Below are 21,694 nucleotides of genomic sequence, written 5' to 3' on the forward strand. Positions count from 1 at the left end.
GTCGTCGCGTCCGGGGGCGGAATCGCCGGACTTCAGGTGGTGTTGACCGGCAATAGACTCTTGTCCGACCCGAGCGCAGCAGGGGATTGGACTGGAGGACCCGATGACGCAGAACCCGCAGCCGCCGCAGGCAACTGGCGTGGCCCCCGCTGAGCCCCCGCTCCCCGACGAGGCCGCGGTGGTCCAGGACGGGAACCCGACGGCAGGCGCCGCCCTGCCGGTCTCGCGCATGTCGCGGCTGGGCAGGGTGGCCATCGTCCTGGGAGCCATGGCGCTGACGCTCACGCTCTTCCACGAGTACAGCGCGATCATCGCACCCGTGTTCCTCGGCATCAACCTGCTCGTGACGGCCTTTCCGGTGTTCACCTGGCTCACCGGGCAGGGCGTGCCACGCTGGCTCGGTGCGCTCGCCACCGGCCTGACGGTGTTCCTCGTCCTGATCGCCGGCGTGGGGGCCATCGTGTGGTCGGTGACTTCTATGGTCACCTCGCTCGGTGACTACAGCTCCGACTTCACCGCCATGTACCAGGCCACCATCGACTTCCTCGCGCAACTGGGCTTCGACAGGGAGGCCCTGCTCGCGCAACTGCGGTCCATCTCTCCGTCGAGCGTGCTTGGGCTGCTCGGCGACGTCGCCTCGGCCGGCTCCAGTGTGACGGGGATGGTGGCGGTCGTGGTGGTCGCGCTGGTCTTCATGGTCATGGACCTGCCCTCCATCCACGCGCGCTTCGGTATCACCCACCACCTGCACCCGCAGTTCACCGCCGGGCTTGAGTCCTTCGTCGTCGGCATCCGCAGGTACTGGTTGGTGACGACGCTCTTCGGCCTCATCGTGGCGGCCCTGGACGGTCTGGTGCTCGTAGTGCTGGGGATCCCGCTGCCGCTGGTCTGGGCGATGCTCAGCTTCATCACGAACTACATCCCCAACGTCGGCTTCATCATCGGCCTCGTGCCGCCGGCGCTGCTGGCGCTGTTCGAGAGGGGGCCGGTCACGGCGCTGGTCGTGGTGATCGCCTACAGCGTGCTGAACTTCGTGATCCAGTCGATCATCCAACCCAAGTACACCGGCGAGTCCGTAGGCATCACGCCGACCATGTCGTTTCTGTCGCTCCTTCTGTGGACCGCTGTTTTCGGGGCGCTCGGGGCGTTGCTCGCGCTGCCGTTCACACTCATGATCAAGGCCATGCTCATCGACAACGATCCGAAGCTCCGGTGGCTCAACGCCATCATCGCCGCCAACCCGCAGACGGCCGTTCCCGATGGCGGCCGTGTCCTGGACCGGGAGCCCGTCCTGGAGGCACCCCCGGACTGAGGGGTGCCCCATTCGGGGGTGAGGTTACTCGCTGCGCGAACAACGGCCTGTGCCCTTCGGTTGTCGGAGCGACCCGGTAGGTTTGGGGACGTGACCGAAAAGCGAATCAACGACCTGACGATGGCTGGTCCCGCCGGCGGGACCCCCTTCGGACTTAGTGACAACGTCTACTCGTCCCTGCTGGCGAACCGGATCATCTTCCTGGGCTCCGAGGTGCGGGACGAGAACGCGAACGCGATCTGCGCGCAGATGCTCCTGCTCAACGCGGAGGACCCCACCAAGGACATCTACCTCTACATCAACTCACCCGGCGGCTCAGTCGACTCGGGCATGGCCATCTTCGACACCATGCAGTGGATCAGCAACGACGTCGCCACGGTGGCCATGGGACTCGCGGCCTCCATGGGACAGTTCCTGCTCTCCGCGGGCACTCCCGGCAAGCGCTTCGCGCTTCCGCACAGCCGGATCATGATGCACCAGCCCTCCGGCGGCCTGGGGGGAACTGCCTCGGACATCCGGATCCAGGCCGAGCAGTCCCTGCACATCAAGAAGACCATGGCGCAGCTCATCGCCCAGCACACCGGACAGACGGTCGACCAGATCGAGGCGGACTCGGATCGGGACCGTTGGTTCACCGCCCTGCAGGCGCAGGAGTACGGCTTCATCGACCACGTCTACGAGCGTGCGTCCCAGATCGACTCGGAGGCTCCGAACCAGTGAACAACTTCCCAATGCCACAGCTGCCCGGGGGATTCGCCCCGGCCGGGCCCTCGATGGACTACTACATCCCGCAGTGGGAGGAGCGCACCAGCTACGGCGTCCGCCGGGTGGACCCCTACACGAAGCTGTTCGAGGACCGCATCATCTTCCTCGGCTCGCCAATCTCCGACGACATCGCGAACGCCGTGATGGCGCAGCTGCTGTGTCTGCAGTCGATGGACTCCGAGCGGCAGATCTCCATCTACATCAACTCGCCCGGTGGCTCTTTCACGGCCCTGACGGCCATCTACGACACCATGCGCTACATCAAGCCGGACATCCAGACGGTTTGCCTGGGCCAGGCGGCCTCGGCTGCCGCCCTGCTGCTGGCCGCCGGCACCAAGGGCAAGCGGCTCGCGCTGCCCAACTCGCGGATCCTGATCCACCAGCCAGCCACTGAAGGTGGCTACGGTCAGTCCTCGGACCTGGAGATCCAGGCCCGCGAGATCATGCGCATCCGTGAACTCATGGAGAACATGCTGGCGGAGGACACCGGACAGAGCAGGGAGAAGGTGAGCAAGGACATCGAGCGTGACAAGTACCTGACCGCACCTGAAGCGGTCGAGTACGGGATCATCGACGACATCCTGACCTCGCTGAAGGACATCGAGTCCTAATCGTTATTTCGGATCGGCTGACGCGCCGCTGGGTTCACGCGTCAGCCGCTTCGACGGCGGGTAGTGTGGCTGCATACAAGGCATGACGAAGTCAACTGGGACACCGGGGAGGTGAGGGCATGGCGCGGATCGGAGAATCCAGCGAACTCTTCAAGTGCAACTTCTGTGGCAAGAGCCAGAAGCAGGTCAAGAAGCTGATCGCCGGGCCGGGGGTCTACATCTGTGACGAGTGCATCGGCTTGTGCAACGAGATCATCGAGGAGGAGTTCCCGGAGACCGAGGATCACGGCCTCGTCGAGGAGCTTCCCAAGCCCCGGGAGATCCGGGACTTCCTCGACACCTACGTGATCGGCCAGGAGTCGGCGAAGAAGGCCCTGAGCGTCGCCGTGTACAACCACTACAAGCGCATCCAGTCCGACACCCACGTGCCCGCCCGGCACGGGGGCGACAGCGAGCCCGTAGAGGTCGGCAAGTCGAACATCCTGCTCATCGGCCCGACGGGCTGCGGCAAGACCTACCTTGCGCAAACCCTCGCCAAGATGCTCAACGTGCCGTTCGCGATGGCGGATGCCACCGCGCTCACGGAGGCGGGCTACGTCGGCGAGGACGTCGAGAACATTCTGCTCAAGCTCATCCAGGCTGCGGACTTCGACATCAAGAAGGCCGAGACCGGGATCATCTACATAGACGAGATCGACAAGGTGGCCCGCAAGAGCGAGAACCCCTCGATCACGCGTGACGTGTCGGGTGAGGGCGTGCAGCAGGCGCTCCTGAAGATCCTTGAGGGCACCGTCGCCTCGGTCCCGCCGCAGGGCGGCCGCAAGCACCCCCACCAGGAGTTCCTGCAGATCGACACGACGAAGGTGCTGTTCATCGTCGGTGGCGCGTTCTCCGGCCTGGAGGACATCATCAACGCCCGCGTGGGCAAGCGCCCGCTGGGCTTCAGCAAGGCCAGCGGCGCGAAGGTGGACGCCACGGACCCGATGTCCCAGGTGCGTCCGGAGGACCTCCACAAGTTCGGGCTCATCCCGGAGTTCATCGGGCGCCTGCCGATGATCTCCAGCGTCTCTCCCCTCGACAAGGAGGCCCTGGTCCGGATCCTCGTGGAGCCCCGCAACGCGCTCATCAAGCAGTTCGCCCGGTTGTTCGAGTTGGACGGGGTCCGCCTGGATTTCACCGACGACGCCATCGAGGCAGTCGCGGAGAATGCGCTCGAGCGCGGCACTGGCGCCCGAGGCCTTCGCGCGATCCTGGAGGAACTGCTCTTGGACGTAATGTTCGACGTCCCCTCGGACGAGGACGTCGCACAGGTGGTCATCACGGGGGACGCCGTGGTCGGGAAGGCCTCTCCGGAGCTGGTTCCGCGGGCAAAGCTTGCCCGTCGGCGGGACTTGTCCGCCTGACACCGGCCGGCGCCGGGCGGTTCGAAACGGCGCTGTTCACCGAGTAGGTTTGAGCGCATGACTTCTGGCTATCTGCGCTATCCGCATGTCCGGGGAGACCAGCTCGTTTTCGTCGCCGATGACGACATCTGGTTGGCCTCGGTCGAGGGCGGCCGAGCCCACCGGCTGACGGCCGACGGGCATCCCCCCCGCAGTCCGCGGTTCTCTCCCGACGGCGGGCGAGTTGCGTTCGTCAGCGACGTAAACGGCGGCTTCGACCTCCACGTCGTGGAACTCAATGGCGGGCGGCGTCGGCTGACCTGGCTCGGTGCCTCCCGGATGCTGGTCTCCGGCTGGCTGGATGAGGAGCACGTGCTGCTCGCCTCCAACCACCTGGAGGGCAACCGGCCCCTCACCAGCCTCTACTCGGTGTCCCTCGACGGTGACCTCGAGCGGCTGCCGTGGGGGCCGGCAATGGCTGCCGCGGTGCATCCCGACGGCCGGGTGGTCGTCGCCTCGCCCAACTTCCGCGGGCCCGAGGGATGGAAGCGTTACCGGGGCGGGATGGCCGTCAAGCTCTGGGTCTCGGACACCAAGCGCCGCAACTGGACCAGGATCCTGCCGGATGAGCCAGCCAGCCTGCAGACCCCGGGATGGTTCGGGGATCGGCTGATCTTCACCTCCGACCTCGACCCGGCGGGACAGTCCCCGGACAAGGGCGCCAAGAAGAAGCACTCCGGAGAACCCGGGGATGTCCTCAGGCGCTCGCGTGAACTCCAGGCCCAGGTGTGGTCCACCGACTTCAAGGGCCGGGATCTGCGCCGCCACACCAACCATGGCTTTGACGACGGCTATGTCCGCGACGCGGTCACCGACGGCACGAGCATCGTGTTCCACGCCCGTGGACAACTTTTCCGGATGGCCGGCCTGGATTCCGAACCGAGGCGAATCGACCTCAACGTGGCGCTCGGCGACCCCGCCCCGGTGCAGTTGGCGCCGACCGATCGGCTGGAGGCCATAGTCCCCGACCACGGCGGCGACGGATCACTGCTGGACTGGCGCGGCACCGCATGGTTCCTCACCCATCGGGGCGGTCCTGCCCGGGCGCTCAGCGACCTTCCCGGGGTGCGGATCCGCGAACCCCAGATCCTGGGCGACTCCGGGAAGGCCGTCTGGGCCAGCGACGCAGAAGGCGATGACTGCCTGGAGATCATGCAACTGGACGGCGACGGCGATCCCCGCCGGATCGCCCAGGGCAAGCTCGGGCGAGTGCTCTCCATCGCGTCCAGCGCGGACGGCGCGCTGGTCGGCGTCGCGAGTCACGACGGCACCATCAGCGTGGTCGACACCTCCAAGGGGACCGTCAAGGCGGTCGGTCGCTCCGGGGAGGGTGAGCCGACGGGTCTGGTGTTCTCGCCCGACGGTCGCTACCTCATCTGGCGCGAAGCGGTGGCCAATGAGGGACAACTGGGCCGGCTGGTGGGCTACGACCTCACCGATGACAAGGCCTTCACGATCACCCGGGGCCAGTTCAACGATTTCAGCCCGGCGTTCAGCCTGGACGGCAAGTACCTGTACTTCCTCTCGAGCCGCACGATCGATCCGACCTACGACGAACTCGGTTTCGACCTCGCCTTCACCCACACCATCCGCCCGTTCGTCATCCCGTTGCGGGCGGAGGACCCGGCCCCATTCGGCCCCTCCGCCGATGGCTGGAACATCAGCGAGGAGGAGGACGAGCCGAAGAAGGAGGGCGACGAGGAGCACAAGACCGACGCGGTCGTGTTCGACCTCGAGGGAGCGGAGAGCCGGCTGGCACCACTGCCCGTCCCGTCGGGGCGCTACACCGCGTTGCAGGCCAGCAAGGACGGGGTGCTGTGGCGGAGGCTCTCCAGCTACACCGGAGAGCTGGGCGCCGGCAAGGTACCAGGCGACGAGCTGAAGGACTCCATCGAGTTCTACGACGTCGGAAAGCGCAAGCTCGCGGTGGTCGTTGAGGCCTGTGATGCTGCTTGGGTCAGTGGCGATGGGAAGCAGCTGGTGGTGCGAAACGGGGAGGAGGTCTGGGTCCAGGCGGCCGAGGCGAAGCCGGCAGAGGACGACGACGCCAAGATCCACGTCGACCTGGCCCGGCTGCGTCGCGAGCTGCGGCCCCGTGACGAGTGGCGGCAGATGTTCGACGAGAACGCCCGCCTGATGCGCGACCACTACTGGCGCGACGACATGGACGGCAACGACTGGGCTGCCATCACCGCCGCCTACCGGCCGCTGGTGGAGCGGATCGCCAGCCATGACGACCTCGTGGACGTGCTGTGGGAGACCGTCGGTGAACTCAACACCTCCCACGCCTACGTCGATCCCCCCGAACATGCCGAGGAGACCGCACGGGTCGGCCTGCTGGGTGCCGAATTCGGCCGGAACGCCAAGGGTGAGGTGGTCATCTCCCGGATCCTCTCCGGCGAGTCATCGGATCCGACGGCGCGTTCGCCGCTCCGCGCCGCCGGTGTGGCTGCGCAGCCGGGCGACGTGATCCTGGCCGTCGACGGGCGCCTGACCGCGGAAGCCCCAGACATTGGCGCCCTGTTGCAGGGATCGGCGGAGAAGGTCGTCGAGCTGACCCTGGTCCGGGGCAGGATGAAGCGGCGGGTCGCCGTGGTGCCCATCGCCAGCGAGGCCGGTCTGCGCTACCACGAATGGGTGGCCAGGTGTGCGGCCTACGTGCGTGAGAAGTCCGGCGGGCGCGTGGGCTACGTGCACATCCCTGACATGGCGGCGCACGGCTGGGCGGAGTTCCACCGGCTCATCGAGGAGGCGACCCGCTGCGAGGCGGTGATCGCCGACGTCCGGTTCAACGGTGGTGGCCACACCTCGGAGCTGATCATCGAGCGGTTGTCCCGACGCGTGATCGGCTGGGGCTTCGGGCGGCACTACGACCGGCCGTTCACCTACCCGTTCCAGGGACTGCGCGGACCCTTGGTGTTCGTGACCAACCCGTTTGCCGGGTCCGACGGCGACATCGTCACCGCCGCCGCCCAGAACCTCGGCCTCGGCCCTGTGATCGGGGAGCGGAGCTGGGGAGGCACCGTCGGAATCGACGGCCGGTTCAGCCTCGTCGACGGCACGGAGGTGACGCAGCCCAGGTACGCGCACGCGTTCAACGACCGCGGCTTCGCGCTCGAGAACCACGGCACCGAGCCTGACATCGAGGTCGGGATGGGACCGGCGGACTGGGAGTCGGACGCCGACATCCAGCTCGACCGGGCCATCACGGAGGCACTGCGGCGGCTGGACGAGGCACCTGCGGCGACCCCGCCGCAATTCGATCCGCCGCGCGTCGGCTGAGCCGAGATTCCACCCGGGGGCCGACGGACCAACCGAAGGTCGGCGCCTCCGCCCCGGGCTCCCCTCAGGGTGCGGCAGCGCCCGCGATCACCCAGTCGAACTGCTGACCCGGGTCCTCCGCGTGGGCGCAAACCTTCAGTCGGTGTGTCCCGGGCCTGGGGAGACGAGCCTGTGCAGTTCCATCCCAGCGTCTCAGCAGGTCCGGTGTCAGGGACACCTGCGACTGGGCGGTTGCACCCGACTCCACGGGAATCCGGATCCAGCTGAGCAGTTCCCATGGTTCGACGCCGTCGACAGCGGCATAGATCTGGGCGACGTGCACGGTGTCGCGGACGCCGAGATTGCGCACCCGGACCGTCAGTTGCTGCTCGTCGTCGTCAACCTGATCGATCGAGGAATCCGCCTCCGTCGGGCTGTAACCCAGGCCGAATCCGAACGGGAAGAGCGCACCTTGGTCCAGCACGGCGGGGGAGCGGTAGCCGATCCCGCCGTCGGCGTCATAGTCCACCTCCATCGGGACCAGCGCACCCGAAGCAGTGGCGGGCAGGTGGTCTCGTTTTCGGGGGAAGGTCAGCGGGAGTCGCCCTCCCGGCTCCTCGTCGCCGAAGAGGATGGCCGCGACAGCCGCTCCGAAGCACTCTCCCGGGTACCAGACCTGCAGGACGGCGGCCACCTGCTCCAGCCATGGCATCTCCACGGCCCCCGGGGTGTTGAGGACCACCACGGTGTTTCGGTTTGCCCCGGCCACCCGGCGGATCAACTCGTCCTGGTCGCCGGGAAGCGTCATGCTGGTGCGGTCCATCCCCTCCCCGCTGGCCATGTTCGCGAACACGACGGCGACTTCGGCGTCGGCGGCCGCGGCCACCGCGTCGTCGATGAGCGAATCGGGTTCCTGCCACCCAAGGTGCAGGCTGGGTCCGAGTCCCATCTGGCCGATCACGATGGCCGGACCGGGTTCGTAGTCGATCTCGATGTCAACCGGTTGCCCGGCCCGCAGTTCCGCAACAGCTTGCAGCGGGTACTGCGGGCCGCTGATGAACTGGTGCGCCTCCCGGCTGCCCGCGAGCACCTGGCGTCCGTCGATGCGCATCCTGGCCAGGCCACCCAAGGTGAGGCTGAAACGATGGGGTCCCGACTCGCGGGGTGTGAGGCGGGTCCGCCACTGGGCCGGCCAGTCGCGCTCGGGCACTGCGACGTCGCTGTTGTGGGCAACCTGTGGCAGGACCTGCGTGCGGGTGGACTCGGCGTCGAAGAACTGCACCGCAACCCCTTCCGCGTCCAGTCCTGGCACGCTGAGGACACCTGCGGGAACAGCCGGAAGCGGGACGTCGCCCCAGCTGCCTTGGGCGTGGACAACGCTGGTGCGGGTCCCGGCTCTCGAACGGATCGCGTCCAAGGGCGTGGTGATGCGTTCCGGGGTGAGGGAGACTGACGCCGCGCCCCCGCCGACGTGGAAGGCGTCGGCACCTGCCGGGCCGATCACCGCGACGCGGCCGACGTCACTGGACAGCGGCAGCAAACCGGTGTTGCGCAGGGCTACCGTGCCGCCGACTGCGGCCCTGTGCGCGACCGCCTGGTGTTCGGCGGTGGACACCTCCGGCCGGACAGCGGGTGCGTCGTCGACGACACCGCTGGCGATGAGCGCGCGTGCGACTCGTGCAACCGATTCGCGCGCCCCTCCCGGCTCCGCCTCGTCAACCATCGCGCGCGTGCGTCCGCCGTCGCCGCCGAGGGCCGGCAGGTCCAGACCCGCCTGTAGGGCGAGCTGCGGGTCCCGGACCGCGAAGAGGAAGTCCGGACAGTAGAACCCGCGCCAGCCCCAGAGCCGTCGGGGAATGTCCAGCACGGTCGCAGACTGGCAGACGTAGCGGCCGTTCAACCGGTTGTAGGACCCCATCAGCGACCAGGCGCCGGCCCTCACCACGGATTCGAAAGGCCTCAGGTAGAGGTCGTGCAGCAACGCGTCGGAGGCCCTCACGTCCAGCGCGTCTCCACGGACCGCCAGCCCGTGGCCCGTGCGTCGCGTCTCGGTGGTGTATGCGACGTAGTGCTTCACCTGCGCGACGACGTGCTGGGCCTGCATGGCACTGAGATGGGCTGCCCCCATGCGGCCGGCCAGTACCGGGTCCTCCCCGAAGGCCTCAGCGATCCGCCCGCCGAGCGGGTCGCGCGCGAGGTCAACCGTGGGCCCGAGGACGACGTTGAAACCGGCCCTGCGCGCTTCCCGGCCCACCGCGGCCCCGTACTCGGCCGCGAGGTCCTCGTCGAACGACGCCGCGAGCGCGATCCCGGCAGGGAATGCGGTGGCGCCGTCCACGCCGCGCAGCCCCGTGCCTGAGTCCACGTAGTTCGGCTCGGGGACGCCCCGCTGCTGGAAAGGGGTGAAGTCGCCCAGCAGCACTTGTGCCACGTTCTCGCCGGTCAGGTCCGCCATAAGCGCGTCGACCCTGTCCTCGATGGCCGCCCACTTCTGCAGCCAGAGCGGGCCGCGCTCGTCAGATCCCACGGCGGGAATTGAACTCGGCGACGCGCTGGGTGACCAGTTTGGCTGCCTCGGTGGACAGCAGCGCGACGGTGGTGGACAGCGGCTGGTTGGGGATCCAGCGGGTCCTGCGACGGAAGTCCTCCCCGACGTGAGGTGCGATCGCGTCGAAGGCGGCCACCACTGCCTGATAGGCGTCCTGGTCGTCGATGATCTCCGCCAGGGGGGTGTCCATCCCGAGCGGTGCGGACCCGTCGCGCTCGATCGGCGCGTCGAACACCCACTGATGTTTGCCCGAACCCACGTGGAACTCCTGCCGTTCAGGAAGTCGGACCACGGCGCCTGAGTTGGCTGGGACGGTGGCGTCGACGACGACCCTCACACCGTCGCGACGCCACGCGACTTCGATGCGTCCGTACGGCCCGTCGAAGCGGGCTGAGGCATGCTCCAGGCCGGGCAGCGGGTGGGGAGCGATCCTGACCCTCCGGTGCCCGGGCTCGACGGCTGCGATGCCGGCCACCTCCCGGTGCAGCCAATCGGCCACGGCGCCGAGGGCGTAGTGGTTGAAGGAGGTCATTTCGCCGGGGTTGATCGAGCCGTCTGGCAGCAGCGAGTCCCAGCGCTCCCAGATGGTGGTGGCGCCCATGAGAACCGAGTACAACCACGAGGGGCACTCGGTCTGGAACAACATCCGGGCCGCCTGGTCGAGGTGTCCGGTGTGGGTGAGGGCGTCGGTGACCAAGGGGGTGCCGACGAAACCTGTGCTGATGCGGTAACCGTCCCTGCGAGCCAACCAGCCCAGCCGATCTCCGAGCCGGGAACGGAGCTCACCTTGGGCTATCCCGAACTCGATGGCCAGGGCATAGGCCGTCTGCGCATCGGAGACGATCCGGCCGGACGGTGTCACGTACTCCCTCAGCCACGCCTGGCGGGCCTTCTCAGCAGCTGAGCCGTAATGGCGGGCGTCCTCGGAGATGCCGAGCAGTTCGGCAGTCTCCGCGAGCAGCGCCGTCGAGCGGAACAGGAAGGCGCTGGCCACCAGGTCGGCGTCGGTCTTTGCGCGAGCCGGGTCCTCCGGCGGGGAGTCCGGATCCACCCAGTCGCCGAACTGGAAGCCACCCTCCCACAGGTAGCGCTCACCGGCCAGGCCCAGCAGGAGGTCCACCCACGCCTTCATCGACGGGTACTGCTCCTCCAGGACGGCGCGGTCGCCGAACCGGTCGAAGAGCACCCGCGGCACGATCGTGGCGGCGTCACCCCAGGCCGCGGCCGGGACCCGGGCGGAGCCCAGCACGTCCGGGACGGTGAACGGTACGCTGCCGTCGGCCGCCTGCTGTTCAAGCGCGAGGTCCTTCAGCCAGGATGCGAGGAAGCTGTCACAGTCGTACAGGAAGCTCGCAGTGGGCGCGAAGATCTGGATGTCGCCGGTCCAGCCCAGCCGTTCGTCGCGCTGGGGGCAGTCGGTGGGAATGTAGAGGAAGTTGCCCCGCATGCCCCACACGACGTTCTCGTGGAGGCGGTTGACCAGCGGGTCGGAGCATTCGAACCAACCGGTCCGCTGCATGTCGGAGCCGACGACCTCGGCGACGACGTCGGACGGGTCGAACTCCCCGGGCCAGCCGGTGATCTCGGCATATCGGAAGCCATGGAATGTGAACGTCGGGGCGTACTGCTCGCCGTCGGCTTCGCCGGACAGGATGTAGTTGTCGCTCGCCCGCGCTACCCGAAGCGGCCGCACACCCAGTTCGCCGGCCTCGAGGACCTCCGCGTGCCTCAGGCTGACACGCTGGCCGGCCTCTCCGTTGACGCGGATCCGCAGCCGGCCGACCAGATTCTGGCCGAAGTCCAGCAGCAGCGCCCCGGTGGGGGAGGTGAGCACATCCTTGACAGCGACCGTCCCCGTCACTCGCACGACGGGCGCGTTGCGCGCCTGCGGGGTGGGACCAGCCGCCTCCCGCAGCTCGGGCTGGACCCAGCCGGCGGCATCGAACCCGGGTTGGTTCCAGCCGGCTTGCGCACGTCGGGCGTCGTAGTCCTCGCCGAGATAGATGCCCGCCGCAACCCAGGGCCCCTCGGGGTCGCACCTCCAGGTCTCGTCGGTGCTGAGCCACTCGACCCGACCGTCGAGGTACTCAAGGCAGAGTTGCCCAGCCACGGCAGGCTGAGTGCCGTAGAAGGGACTCGCCTGCCCCTGGAATCCGTATCGTTCGGTGAACCAACCTCCGGCCAGTGCGATGCCGACGGCGTTCTCGCCCTCGGTCAGGAGGTGCGTCACGTCGGTGGTGTCGTGCACCATCCGGTATTGGTAGGAGGTCCAGCCGGGCTTGAGGATCTGGTCGTCCACCTCGGATCCGTTGAACCACGTTTGGTAGGTGCCCTGTGCCGTGGCGTACCAGTTGGCACGAAGCAGACCCGACCCGACGCTGAAGTCCCGTCGGAGCAGCAAGGGCTGGGCGTGCTCGGCGGGTGCGGGTAGCCCCACGAACTGGCCGAGCCACTCGCCGGGGGCCAGGAAGCTTGTGAGGAAGGGCGTCGGGTCACTCCAATCCGACCAGCCCTGCGGCCCCTCCACCCTGACGCGGACCTCACCCCGCTGCCGCGGCGAGAGCGCCTCGAAGGGCCACCCGATGAATACAGACTCGTCACCGGCGATCCCGGCTGTGGCCTCTTCTCCTCCGGAGGTGAGCTTCACCTCGGCGGAGCGCTGACGCCAGTCGGCGTGGTTGGTCCGGACCACCCAGGACAACCGTGGGGCTGGGACGGGTACGAGGTGTGAGTCCAGGCCGTACTCGAGACGGGGAGGATCGACTGCCAATGACATTGGTTTCAGCGCCTTTCGCACGCTAGGAGGTGGTCTGCGTTCAGCCCTTGACCGCGCCGGCGGTCATGCCGGAGACGATCTGGCGTTGGAACAGCAGGTACATGAGCAACATCGGGATGGTGATGATCAGGATGTTGGCGAACAGCAGGTTGTAGCTGGTGGTGAACTGGCTCTGGAAGTTGAACAGCGTCAACTGGACGGTGGCGTTCTGGTCTCCCGGGAGGAAGTAGAGCGGGTTCTGGAAGTCGTTGAACACGAAGATCGACTGGACCACGACGATGGTCACGATGACGGATCTCAGCAGCGGGAACACCACCTGGAAGAACAGCCGCAGTGGGCCCGCGCCGTCGACGATGGCGGCCTCGTCGATCTCCCGGGGGATGGTCCCGATGAAAGCCCTCATCGTAAGGACGGTGAACGACAGCCCGAACGCGATCTCGATGAGGATGAGTCCCGGGAGGGTCTTGAACAGGCCGAGCGACTGCATCACCCAGATGGTTGGCACCACTGCCGGCGGGATGATCAGGCCGGCCAGGACGAGCCCATTGACCCATGGGTTGACGCGGCTCTTGCGGCGCGACAGGACGTAGGCGATCATCGCCCCGAACAGGACCATTCCGAAGACGCTGGCGACGGTGAGGATCGTCGAGTTGATGAAGGCGATGATGAGCATGAAGTCCCGCGCCTGGAACACCTCGACGACGTTGCTCCAGAGCACGAATTCCGTCGGCCAGCTGAACTCCAGGCGCGCCGCCTCCGGGGCGGTCTTGGATGCCATGGTGAACACGAAGGCGAAGGGCACCAGGAACAGGACGCTGGTGAGGAGGATGCCGGTGATGCCGACCGTCCAGCTGCTGGACTTGCGCATGGTGTTCACAGGTCAGTCTCCTTCGAGTTCAGCCAGCGGGACAGTGGGTAGATGATCGCGGTCACGACGATGAACAGGATCACGTTGCCGGCTGTGGACAGGCCGTAGAAGCCGGCCTGGTACTGCTTGTAGATCACCGACGCGATGACGTCGGAGGCGAAGCCGGGCCCTCCCTGGGTTGTGGTCCAGATCAGGTCGAACGACCGCAGGCCGCCGATGAGGGACAAGATGATGACCGTAGAGGTGGCGGGGAAGGACAGGGGCAGGATGACCCCGCGGAACACCTGCCAGCTGTTGGCGCCGTCGACGCGGGCTGCTTCGAAGTACTCGTTGGGGATGGCGGCGATGCCGGCGATGTAGATGAGGGTGGCGAGGCCGACGCCCTTCCACACGTCGATGGCGGCCACGCTCAGCAGTGCGATGTCGGGGTTGGTCAGCCAGCCGGGACCGTCACCGCCGAGGACAGCGGTCCAGGCCTTGTTGACCACGCCGTTGAACGGGTCCAGCAGCACCTGGAAGGTGAGTCCGACCCCGACGGCACTCAGCAGGACGGGGAAGAAGGTGACCGAGCGCAGGTAGCCGCGGGCGATGATCGGCGCTGACAGCACGACGGCGAGCAACATGCCCAGCACCACCTTGGCCAATGACGTGATGAAACCGTAGACCAGGGTGTTGCGCAGCGAGCCGATCAGGCCGGGCTCGCTGAAGAACATGACGAAGTTCTCGAAGCCTACGAAATGGGACTCGAACAGGGTCCAGCGGGTGAACGCGAAGTAGAACGAGAACGCTGTTGGGACCAGGAATAGCACAAGGTAGACGAGGCCTCCCGGGATGTAGAACCACAGGGGGTAGGTCCGCTCCACATGGCCGGTCTTGCGACGAACTGGTGGCGGCTCGGGGTTCAGTGTCGGCGGCGACGCCGGCGCGGTTGAGGTCATCGGGTAACTCCTCACGGTGGGGAGGGCCAACGGTTGGCCGGAGGGGAGGGGTGGGGGCCGTGTGATCCGGCCCCCACCCGTCAGGTCACCAGCCCTCGAGGCCGAGCTGCTGGGCCTGCTTCTTGACGTCCTCGTCGTAGCGCGCTGCGCCCTCGGCCGCAGTGGTGATGCCGGAGCCGACCTCGACGGTGATCTTCTCGAGGTTGGGACCCTTGATCGGGGACAGGAACTCCAGCGCCGGGCTCAGGTTGCCGTCGGTGAAGTACTGCTGCAGGTCGTTGACCGCAGCCGGCAGACCATCGGGCAGCGTGCTGTCGACGATCATGTAGGGACCGGTGGGCGGCATCGCCTCGCTCTGTGCGTCGCACGCCTCAGGGGTGGCAACCCAAGCGAAGAACTTCTTGGCGGCATCCAGCTTCTCCCCGGTGGTGGTGCTGGGGATGTAGATGGCCGCGGGCGTCCAGGCGGTCAGCCCGTAGCTGGCCTCATCGTCGCCTGGCTGTGCGAAGAAGCCGATGTTCTCGGCGGCGTCGTCGGCAAGTTCAAGGTAGGAGGAGATGGCGAAGGTGAGCATCGGGTAGTGGGCGCCAGTGCCGTCAACCAGCTGTTGCAGGCCCTGGGGCAGTTTCGCCGAGGCGAAGTCCTTGTTCATGTACCCGGCCTCATGGATCTCCTGCAGGCGTTCGAAACCGGCGAGCGCGGGCTGGTCCACGTACTTGGCCTGGTTGGCGGTGTACTTCTCGGCCCAGTCGGGCTGGGCGCTGGTGACGTTGTGGAAGTCGGCCAGCACGAACAGCTGGGAGGTCCAGGTGTCGCCGTAGGTCTGGATGACGGGATCGATACCTGCCTCCTTGATCCTGGCGTTGTTCTCCATGAACTGGTCCCAGGTTTTCGGGGTCTCCAACCCAAGGTCTGCGTAGACCGACTTGTTGTAAAGGATCCCGCCGCCCATTGCCTGTCCGAAGGGAACGCCGTAGACGTCCTCACCGCTGGTGACAGCTGGCTTGAAGGCGTCCTGGATCGACGACATGTATTCGTCGTCGGTGAGCGGCACCATGTTCGTGCCCGGGTCCAGGGCCGCCATGAGCGAGCCGGAGTTGTACTGGAAGATGTCGGTCATCTCCCCGGTGGCCAGGCGCGTCTTGACGAGGTTGTCGCCGTCGGCCCCCTGCGGCCGGGTCTCCACCTTGACGACGACCTCGTCCTGGGTTTCGTTGAAGGCATCCACCATTGCGTTGGTGGTGCTGACGGTCTGCGGGGAGTTGTCCACCAGCAGGGTGAGTTCGATGGCCTCCACGGCCCCGTCGGGTCCGGCGGTGGTCTCGTCGGTGGTGCCGAGCGAGCCGGGGGAGCAGGCGCTGAGTGCTATCGCGCCGGCCACGCCGGCCACGAGTGACAGCTTCATCTTGGCAAAGGACACTTCTTCGTTCCTCCTGTTAGGCGGGTGCACGGTGAGTGCTTCCCGGTTACTTGTGTGGGTGTTGGTCAGACACGGGAGCCGCGGAGGATCCGCGGGCCCGGAGCGTGGGGGTGAAGACTTCGTGGACGGGTGTCGTCCTTCCGGCGATCCGCTCGAGGAGCAGTCTCATGCTCGTGGCGCCCATCTCCACTGCCGGCTGGTGGATGGTGCTGAGGGACACGAGGGGGTGGGATGCGAGTTCGACGTCGTCGTAGCCGATCACCGAGACGTCGGCGGCGGTGAGGCCGCGTTCTGCGACGGCGCGCAGCGCGCCGAGGGCAAGTTCGTCGTGTCCCGCGAAGATCGCGGTGGGCCTGTCCGCGGAGTCGAGGATCTCCAGGGTGTGGGTGTAGGTCGCCTCCTCGGTGGGTGCGTTGTAGAGGATGCGCGCCCGGGACTCCAGACCCAGTTCTTCCATGGTGGCCAGGTAACTCTTGGTGCGCAGTGCGTGCGGGGCCTGCGGGAGCTTGTTCTCCGCACCGGGGTCGAGGGTCAGATGGGCGATGTCGCGGTGGCCGAGTTGGTAGAGGTGCTCAACCGCCAGTCGGCTGCCCAGGACGTCATCGTCGACGACGATGTCGTAGCCCACAGACTCGTCGTGGCGACCGATCATCACCAGGGGGATGCGCCTGGCCAGGTTCTCGAGCCACGCCGGTGGGACCGCGGGCGACACTGCGAGGATGCCATCCACCTGCCGGTCCGCCAGTGCCTGGATTGCCCTCGGCCCGTTGTCGTGGTTGGGGCCGGCGGGTGCGATGATCACCTGGTACTTCGTGCCCTCCAGTTCCGCGACGGCGCCCTCCACGAGCTTGTCGAAGAAGTGGTTGGAGATGGTGGGGATCTCGATGCCCATCGTGTAGCTCGAACCCCGCATGGCCCTGGCAGCGACGCTGGGACGGTATCCGAGTGAATCGATGGCTGCCTGGACGCGGCTGCGCATGTCCTCGCTGACCCCGTAGGCGCTGCGGATCACCTTGGATACGGCTGCCCGGGAGACGCCGGCCTCCAGGGCCACGTCCGCGATGGTCACCGAACTCTTCTGCACGACACCTCCACGTTGAGCGTGTAGATCAATCTACAAAGAAAGTGTAGACCGGTCCACGAACCAAGGCAAGGGGTCGCGGGAATTCATTTCGGCTCCCGCTCGTTGGAGCTGATGGGTCAGCCCAATGCTTCTGTGGGGGAACTCGCAGGTACCTTTGTTTCCGGACCCGGCCAGGCGGGTGCCCTGACAAGACCAGAAAGGACAGCCGCATGACTCAGAGTGATACGGCCGTGTTGGAGCCGGAGGAGACCGACGACGGACTCCTCAGCGCGGGGCAGTGGCGCCGGGCCAGGCGCTTCCTGTTCGGGGAGATGCTGCTGTTCGCCACCCTGAGCCTGATCGCGTCCTTCGTCCTGTCCTACGACGCCATTGTCCTGGCGGCCGACCCGGGCGCGGAGCTGGCCTGCTCGATCAACCCGTTCCTGGACTGCGCCAAGGTGGCGCTGACATGGCAGGCGTCGGTGTTCGGCTTCCCCAACGCCTTCCTCGGCCTGATCTCGGAGCCGGTGGTCATGACCATCGCCGTCGCCTCCCTCTCCGGCGTCCGGTTCCCGCGCTGGTTCATGTTCACCGCGAACGCGGTGTACCTGCTGGGCGTGATCTTCGCCTACTGGCTGCTGTTCCAGTCCACCTATGAGATCGGCGCCCTCTGCCCCTGGTGCATCCTGGTGACCATCTCAACCACCTTCGTCTTCATCTCCATGACGCACTGGAACATCCTCGAGAACAACCTGTTCCTGAAGCCGGAGACACACCAAAAGGCGGTCGCGTTCGCCAAGGGCGGATGGATCACGATCATCCTGATCGGCTGGCTCGCCTTCGTGGTTGTCCTCGAGGTCATCCGCTGGGCGCCGGCCTTCCTGTGAGACCCGCGCTGACTTCAGCGCCGGCCTGAGACCGTCGGTTCGCCGGCCACATGGAACCGCAGCCACAGGTGCTGCGGTTCCGTCGCTTCCGGCCGCAGCCCGATCCGGGGGCCTGCCACGATCTCGGGATCCGCTCCGCTCCGGTCCGCGAGATGCATTCCACTGGCTGGATCGCACAGGTCCAGACCGTCGTCGAGCCAGTTGATCCCGAGCGCGACGGTCATTCGTCCCGGTCCCTGCGCCAGATCTCTGTCTGACCTGGTGACTCCTGCGGCCGCGCGGCGGGCCCTGGCCGTCTCCACGCCACGGACGACTTCGCCCGCGCGGAGCAGGCAACCGTTGGCGTGGTCAGTGGTGGAGGCGACGATGTTGCAGCAGGAATGCAGCCCCATGTGCCGGTACACGTACAGGTGACCGGGCTCCCCGAACATGGTGGCGTTCCGGTTGGTCCTGCCGCGATAGGCATGGGACCCCGGATCTGTGTCGCCCTCGTAGGCCTCCACCTCGGTGATCCGGATCACCACCTCGCCGGCGACGAGGTGACACCCCAGCAGCCGCGGTCCCAGTTCCCGCGCGGGGCGCTGGAAGAAGGACCGCGGCAGGGGCATCAGGTCGTCCATCCGTCCAATTCTGCCGCAGCGGTGAACTGGGGCGGGCGGCTCAGGCCGGCGTTCCGTAGGCCTGCAGTTCGCCGATCTGCATCAGGTACCCGTCCGCAGCGTGCTGGCTGAGCTTCAGGCGTGTGCCCACCAGTCGGACGTAGGCGGCCGCCACCGGCTGGTCCAGGGCCAGGACCCTGGGCTCTGCCGAGATGGCGACGTCGCCGGTCACCTCTGCGGCCACCTCCCACGTGCGTCCATCCAGCGACGTCTCCACGCGGTAGTCGGTGGGGAACCCGAGTCCTGCGTTGGCCTGGTCGGTTGCCGCGTTCCGCGGGTGGGCAACCACCTGGTCGAGGAGGTACGGCCCACCGAGGTAGACGGCCACCCATTCCTGCTCGTTCTCGTTCCAGTTGACCGCCACCTGTGAGGTCCAGCCGTTGGTGCCTGCGGTCGGGCCGGACTGGCCGTCCACCACGAACGCGGTCGACCAACCCCACTGGGGGGCCTCGGTGGAACTGGAAGCCTCGACGGGGCGCCCCTGCGCCAGGTTCTTGCCCTCGAACCAGGGCTCGTCGTCAACACCTGGGTCGATGCTCGCCGGCGGGGGCAGGGTGCCGTCGTCGGAGAACACCTCGATTTCGCCGAGCTGCAGGGCCGGCTCCGAGCCCATCCGGTCCAGGTCTGCGAACTCGAAGCGCAGGTGGCGTGCCTTCGTGTCGGCGAACGTCAGACTCGGTACCGGTGCACCCGGGGCGATGTCCAGGTCTGCGGTGGCCAGCTCTGTCCAGGAGTGACCGTCGCTGGAGGCCGAGACCGTGACGCTGCCCGGGAAGCCCTGCCCGAAGCCGAACACGCTGCCGGTGGGGTAGAGGTCGATCCGGTTGAGGCTGCGGGCCTCGCGCAGGTCCAGCGTCACCGTCGAGAGTTCCCCCTCAGCCGCCTCGGTCGCGCGCCAGCCCCGGCTCCCGGCCGTGGAGAACCGGACGCCGTCGGTCAGCTTGTCCATGTACCAGCCGCCCGCGCCCTCCGAGGTTGGCGCCGTCACGTCGGCGTTCAGGGCCAGGTTCACGGGATCCTCGGCCCCCGGCGTCTCGGCGTAGTTCACGCCTGCAGGCAGGGCCAGCAGGACGGCGTCGCCCCTGTCGAGTTCGAACCTGAACTGGCCGTTCCTGGACTGGCGGGTCTCCAGCGCACCGTCGATGCGGCTGACGACCTGCAGCTGCTTCACGCCACGAAGCACGTGGAGGTCGACGCTCTGGGCAGCGGTGAAGTCGTTGTTCACCACCATCAGGTACTGCCGACCGGTTTCCTCGTTGACCATCCGGGAGATGATCACGTTGTCGTCCTCGCCCACCTGTCCGATGAATCCGTCGGGAATGGTGGGCTGTCCATAGGTGTCCGGCCCGGCGAGGTAGACCTCGACGGCGTCCAGACCCATGAGGGTGGGGCCGAGCGCCTTGACCTCGGCGTTGACCTGCTTGACCGGTCCATAGAGGTCGGTGGGGGTGCCGTCGGGCGCGATGATGGCGTCGGTGAACGTCTCGGGCCGGCCCGTCGGGGTGAACCAGGTGAAGTAGGAGATCTGCTTGAAGCCGTGTGCCAGTGCGGCGTTGACCTCGTAGCGGATCTCGGCAGCGTTGGGGCGCCGGAAGCCCGCCGGGCTGCCGTCGGCGTTGACGCGCCCGATCGACTGGAGGTACAGACCGGTCTTGACGTCGTTCTCGAGGCCGACCGTGCGCACTGCGCCCATGTTCTCCAGCATCGAGCGGTAGTTGAGCGAGTTGGGGGCATCGCCGAACGGGTAGTGGTCATACATCAGGTAGTCGACCTCATCGGTGCCCGCGAGTTCCACGAAGTCGTCCATCTGGCTCTCGTAAGTGGCCCGGTCCGGGTAGGCGAACATGGGCAGGAAGTTGAGGTACGGGTACAGCCAGGGCGCTTCGTCCTTGACTGCCCGGTGGACCCGGGCATAGGGGTTGGCGTTGAACGGTTCGTCCTTCAGGTAGAAGCCGCCCACCCCGGGGACGTTCTCGTATGAGGCGACGATCTCCCGGATCTCGGCGTCGCTGAGGCCCAGCGACTCGTTCAACCGAGGATCCGAGATGCCCACCCGCATGCCGCGCTCCGCGGCGAGTGCGGCCATCTCCAGGTTCAGCGAGCGCCCCTGCAGGTCGGTGCTGTCGACGTTCTGGACGTAGTCGACGTGGGCATCGGCCAGGAGGTCGTACTGCTCGGCAGTGGTGTACTGCGCTGTGGGCGGCCAGAACGCGGAGATCATGAACTCCGAGTCGGTGTGGACGCGCTCGGCGATGACTTCGACGGGCACCGCAACCGGATCGCTGCCCTCAAGGGTGGCGAGAATCGTCGTCGATCCGAGCGCGACGGCCTGAACCAGTCCGGTGGCGTCCACGGTGGCGACGGAAGGATCAGCAGACTTCCAGGTCAGTCCGCTCGGATCCGCCGGGGTGCCGTTGACAAGCGCGGTCAGCCTGTCGGACTCGCCCGGCAGGAGTTCGAGGGCGGGCTTGTCCACCTCCAGCAGTGACCCTTGTGCGGTCCCGTACACGGCGAACTCCGCCACCTGGACGAGGGGGCCGTCGGCCCCGCCGGGTGCGCGCCGCGTGGCGTGGATCCTGATGAAGCGCCCATCGACCGGCTCGAACTCCAGAACCTGCGCCGAGGTCACCGACGAGTTGCCGGTGCTCGTGGCCGCAGTCGTCCACGCGCGTCCGTCGCCGGAGACCTCCACGGCGTAGTCCACGGGGAAGTTCTGGCCGATCGCGGCGGCATCCATGCGCGGCCAGACGGCCACGGACTCGATGGTGCTGGGAGCGATCAGGTCCAGTTGTGTCCAGGCAGGCGTGGTCACGGTGGCAGTGTTGCCGATCGGGTTCGTGGACCAGCCGTAGGCCAGGGCACCGGTGCCGATCCTCCCGTCGTTGACGAACGACGTGGCCCAGCCCTCGTCCGCCTTCTCATAGGCCGACGAACTTGTGGCCCGCTTGCCCTCCGCGAGGTTCACCAGACCCTCGGGCAGATGGGGGTCCGAGGCGAAGATGTCGAAGTCGGCCGCGTGTGCGGGCAACGGGGCTGCTGTCAGGCCGAGCGCCAGCCCTACTGCGAGCGCACCGGCGAGCGCCGACCTGAACCGTTTCAAAACAATGCCGTGGGTCACTTGGGAACTCCTCTGGATCTGCACGT

At 67.2% G+C, this 21,694-nt stretch carries 14 protein-coding genes; 6 read left to right on the top strand and 8 right to left on the bottom strand.

The genetic code is table 11. The annotated features are described in order from the left end of the window. Positions 1-103: 103 nt before the first annotated feature. The 5 genes from LKO27_RS03945 (at position 104) to LKO27_RS03965 (ending at position 7,412) form a co-directional block, all read left to right on the top strand. A complete protein-coding gene (locus LKO27_RS03945; RefSeq protein WP_227735575.1) occupies positions 104-1,312 on the top strand; it encodes an AI-2E family transporter in 1,209 nt (402 codons plus the stop codon). Positions 1,313-1,432: 120 nt separating this feature from the next. Next, positions 1,433-2,032 carry an ATP-dependent Clp protease proteolytic subunit gene (locus LKO27_RS03950; RefSeq protein WP_227737202.1) on the top strand — a complete coding sequence of 200 codons (600 nt, stop codon included), beginning with the start codon at positions 1,433-1,435 and terminating at the stop codon, positions 2,030-2,032. 11 nt (positions 2,033-2,043) lie between these two features. Continuing rightward, positions 2,044-2,688 (top strand): ATP-dependent Clp protease proteolytic subunit, encoded by a 645-nt coding sequence (locus tag LKO27_RS03955; RefSeq protein ID WP_227737203.1) that lies wholly within the window; start codon positions 2,044-2,046, stop codon positions 2,686-2,688. A 119-nt stretch (positions 2,689-2,807) separates the two neighbouring features. Further along, positions 2,808-4,091, top strand: a complete 1,284-nt coding sequence (gene clpX / locus LKO27_RS03960) for an ATP-dependent Clp protease ATP-binding subunit ClpX (RefSeq protein WP_227735576.1) — start codon at positions 2,808-2,810, stop codon at positions 4,089-4,091. A 57-nt stretch (positions 4,092-4,148) separates the two neighbouring features. Beyond that, positions 4,149-7,412, top strand: a complete 3,264-nt coding sequence (locus LKO27_RS03965) for a S41 family peptidase (RefSeq protein ID WP_227735577.1) — start codon at positions 4,149-4,151, stop codon at positions 7,410-7,412. Positions 7,413-7,476: 64 nt separating this feature from the next. Here the strand turns inward: LKO27_RS03965 and LKO27_RS03970 are convergent, their stop codons facing one another. From LKO27_RS03970 to LKO27_RS03995, 6 genes are all read right to left on the bottom strand, one after another. Then, positions 7,477-9,918, bottom strand: coding sequence for a glycoside hydrolase family 3 C-terminal domain-containing protein (locus tag LKO27_RS03970; protein ID WP_227735578.1), 2,442 nt, complete (start codon positions 9,916-9,918; stop codon positions 7,477-7,479). Further along, positions 9,908-12,715 (bottom strand): alpha-L-rhamnosidase, encoded by a 2,808-nt coding sequence (locus LKO27_RS03975; RefSeq protein WP_227735579.1) that lies wholly within the window; start codon positions 12,713-12,715, stop codon positions 9,908-9,910. Before LKO27_RS03975 ends, LKO27_RS03970 begins: the two co-directional genes overlap by 11 nt. Before the next feature lie 40 nt (positions 12,716-12,755). Then, positions 12,756-13,583 (bottom strand): carbohydrate ABC transporter permease, encoded by an 828-nt coding sequence (locus tag LKO27_RS03980; protein WP_227737204.1) that lies wholly within the window; start codon positions 13,581-13,583, stop codon positions 12,756-12,758. A gap of 5 nt (positions 13,584-13,588) precedes the next feature. Continuing rightward, complete coding sequence (locus tag LKO27_RS03985; RefSeq protein WP_227735580.1) at positions 13,589-14,521, bottom strand: carbohydrate ABC transporter permease; 933 nt, start codon at positions 14,519-14,521, stop codon at positions 13,589-13,591. Between the two features lie 85 nt (positions 14,522-14,606). Then, positions 14,607-15,941 (bottom strand): extracellular solute-binding protein, encoded by a 1,335-nt coding sequence (locus LKO27_RS03990; protein ID WP_227735581.1) that lies wholly within the window; start codon positions 15,939-15,941, stop codon positions 14,607-14,609. A 46-nt stretch (positions 15,942-15,987) separates the two neighbouring features. After that, entirely contained in the window at positions 15,988-17,025 is a 1,038-nt protein-coding gene (locus LKO27_RS03995; RefSeq protein ID WP_227735582.1) for a LacI family DNA-binding transcriptional regulator, read from the bottom strand. 209 nt (positions 17,026-17,234) lie between these two features. Here LKO27_RS03995 and LKO27_RS04000 point away from each other — a divergent pair, with 209 nt between their 5' ends. Next, positions 17,235-17,891 (top strand): vitamin K epoxide reductase family protein, encoded by a 657-nt coding sequence (locus tag LKO27_RS04000; RefSeq protein WP_227735583.1) that lies wholly within the window; start codon positions 17,235-17,237, stop codon positions 17,889-17,891. 14 nt (positions 17,892-17,905) lie between these two features. On the opposite strand, the gene LKO27_RS04005 is transcribed toward LKO27_RS04000, so the two are convergent. Together LKO27_RS04005 and LKO27_RS04010 are read right to left on the bottom strand one after the other, a co-directional pair. Continuing rightward, on the bottom strand, positions 17,906-18,511 hold the full coding sequence (locus tag LKO27_RS04005; protein WP_227735584.1) for a DNA-3-methyladenine glycosylase: 606 nt from the start codon (positions 18,509-18,511) through the stop codon (positions 17,906-17,908). Between the two features lie 40 nt (positions 18,512-18,551). Continuing rightward, entirely contained in the window at positions 18,552-21,668 is a 3,117-nt protein-coding gene (locus LKO27_RS04010) for a discoidin domain-containing protein (RefSeq protein ID WP_227735585.1), read from the bottom strand. Positions 21,669-21,694: the final 26 nt, after the last annotated feature.

The organism is Tessaracoccus sp. OS52, assembly GCF_020687685.1.
Lineage (GTDB): Bacteria > Actinomycetota > Actinomycetes > Propionibacteriales > Propionibacteriaceae > Arachnia.

Excerpts from the sequence above, each read along its gene's own strand:
- LKO27_RS03945 (WP_227735575.1), top strand. The coding sequence starts at position 104 with ATGACGCAGAACCCGCAGCCGCCGCAGGCAACTGGCGTGGCCCCCGCT.
- LKO27_RS03950 (WP_227737202.1), top strand. The coding sequence starts at position 1,433 with ATGGCTGGTCCCGCCGGCGGGACCCCCTTCGGACTTAGTGACAACGTC.
- LKO27_RS03955 (WP_227737203.1), top strand. The coding sequence starts at position 2,044 with ATGCCACAGCTGCCCGGGGGATTCGCCCCGGCCGGGCCCTCGATGGAC.
- clpX (WP_227735576.1), top strand. The coding sequence starts at position 2,808 with ATGGCGCGGATCGGAGAATCCAGCGAACTCTTCAAGTGCAACTTCTGT.
- LKO27_RS03965 (WP_227735577.1), top strand. The coding sequence starts at position 4,149 with ATGACTTCTGGCTATCTGCGCTATCCGCATGTCCGGGGAGACCAGCTC.
- LKO27_RS03975 (WP_227735579.1), bottom strand. The coding sequence starts at position 12,715 with ATGTCATTGGCAGTCGATCCTCCCCGTCTCGAGTACGGCCTGGACTCA.
- LKO27_RS03980 (WP_227737204.1), bottom strand. The coding sequence starts at position 13,583 with ATGCGCAAGTCCAGCAGCTGGACGGTCGGCATCACCGGCATCCTCCTC.
- LKO27_RS03985 (WP_227735580.1), bottom strand. The coding sequence starts at position 14,521 with ATGACCTCAACCGCGCCGGCGTCGCCGCCGACACTGAACCCCGAGCCG.
- LKO27_RS04000 (WP_227735583.1), top strand. The coding sequence starts at position 17,235 with ATGACTCAGAGTGATACGGCCGTGTTGGAGCCGGAGGAGACCGACGAC.
- LKO27_RS04005 (WP_227735584.1), bottom strand. The coding sequence starts at position 18,511 with ATGGACGACCTGATGCCCCTGCCGCGGTCCTTCTTCCAGCGCCCCGCG.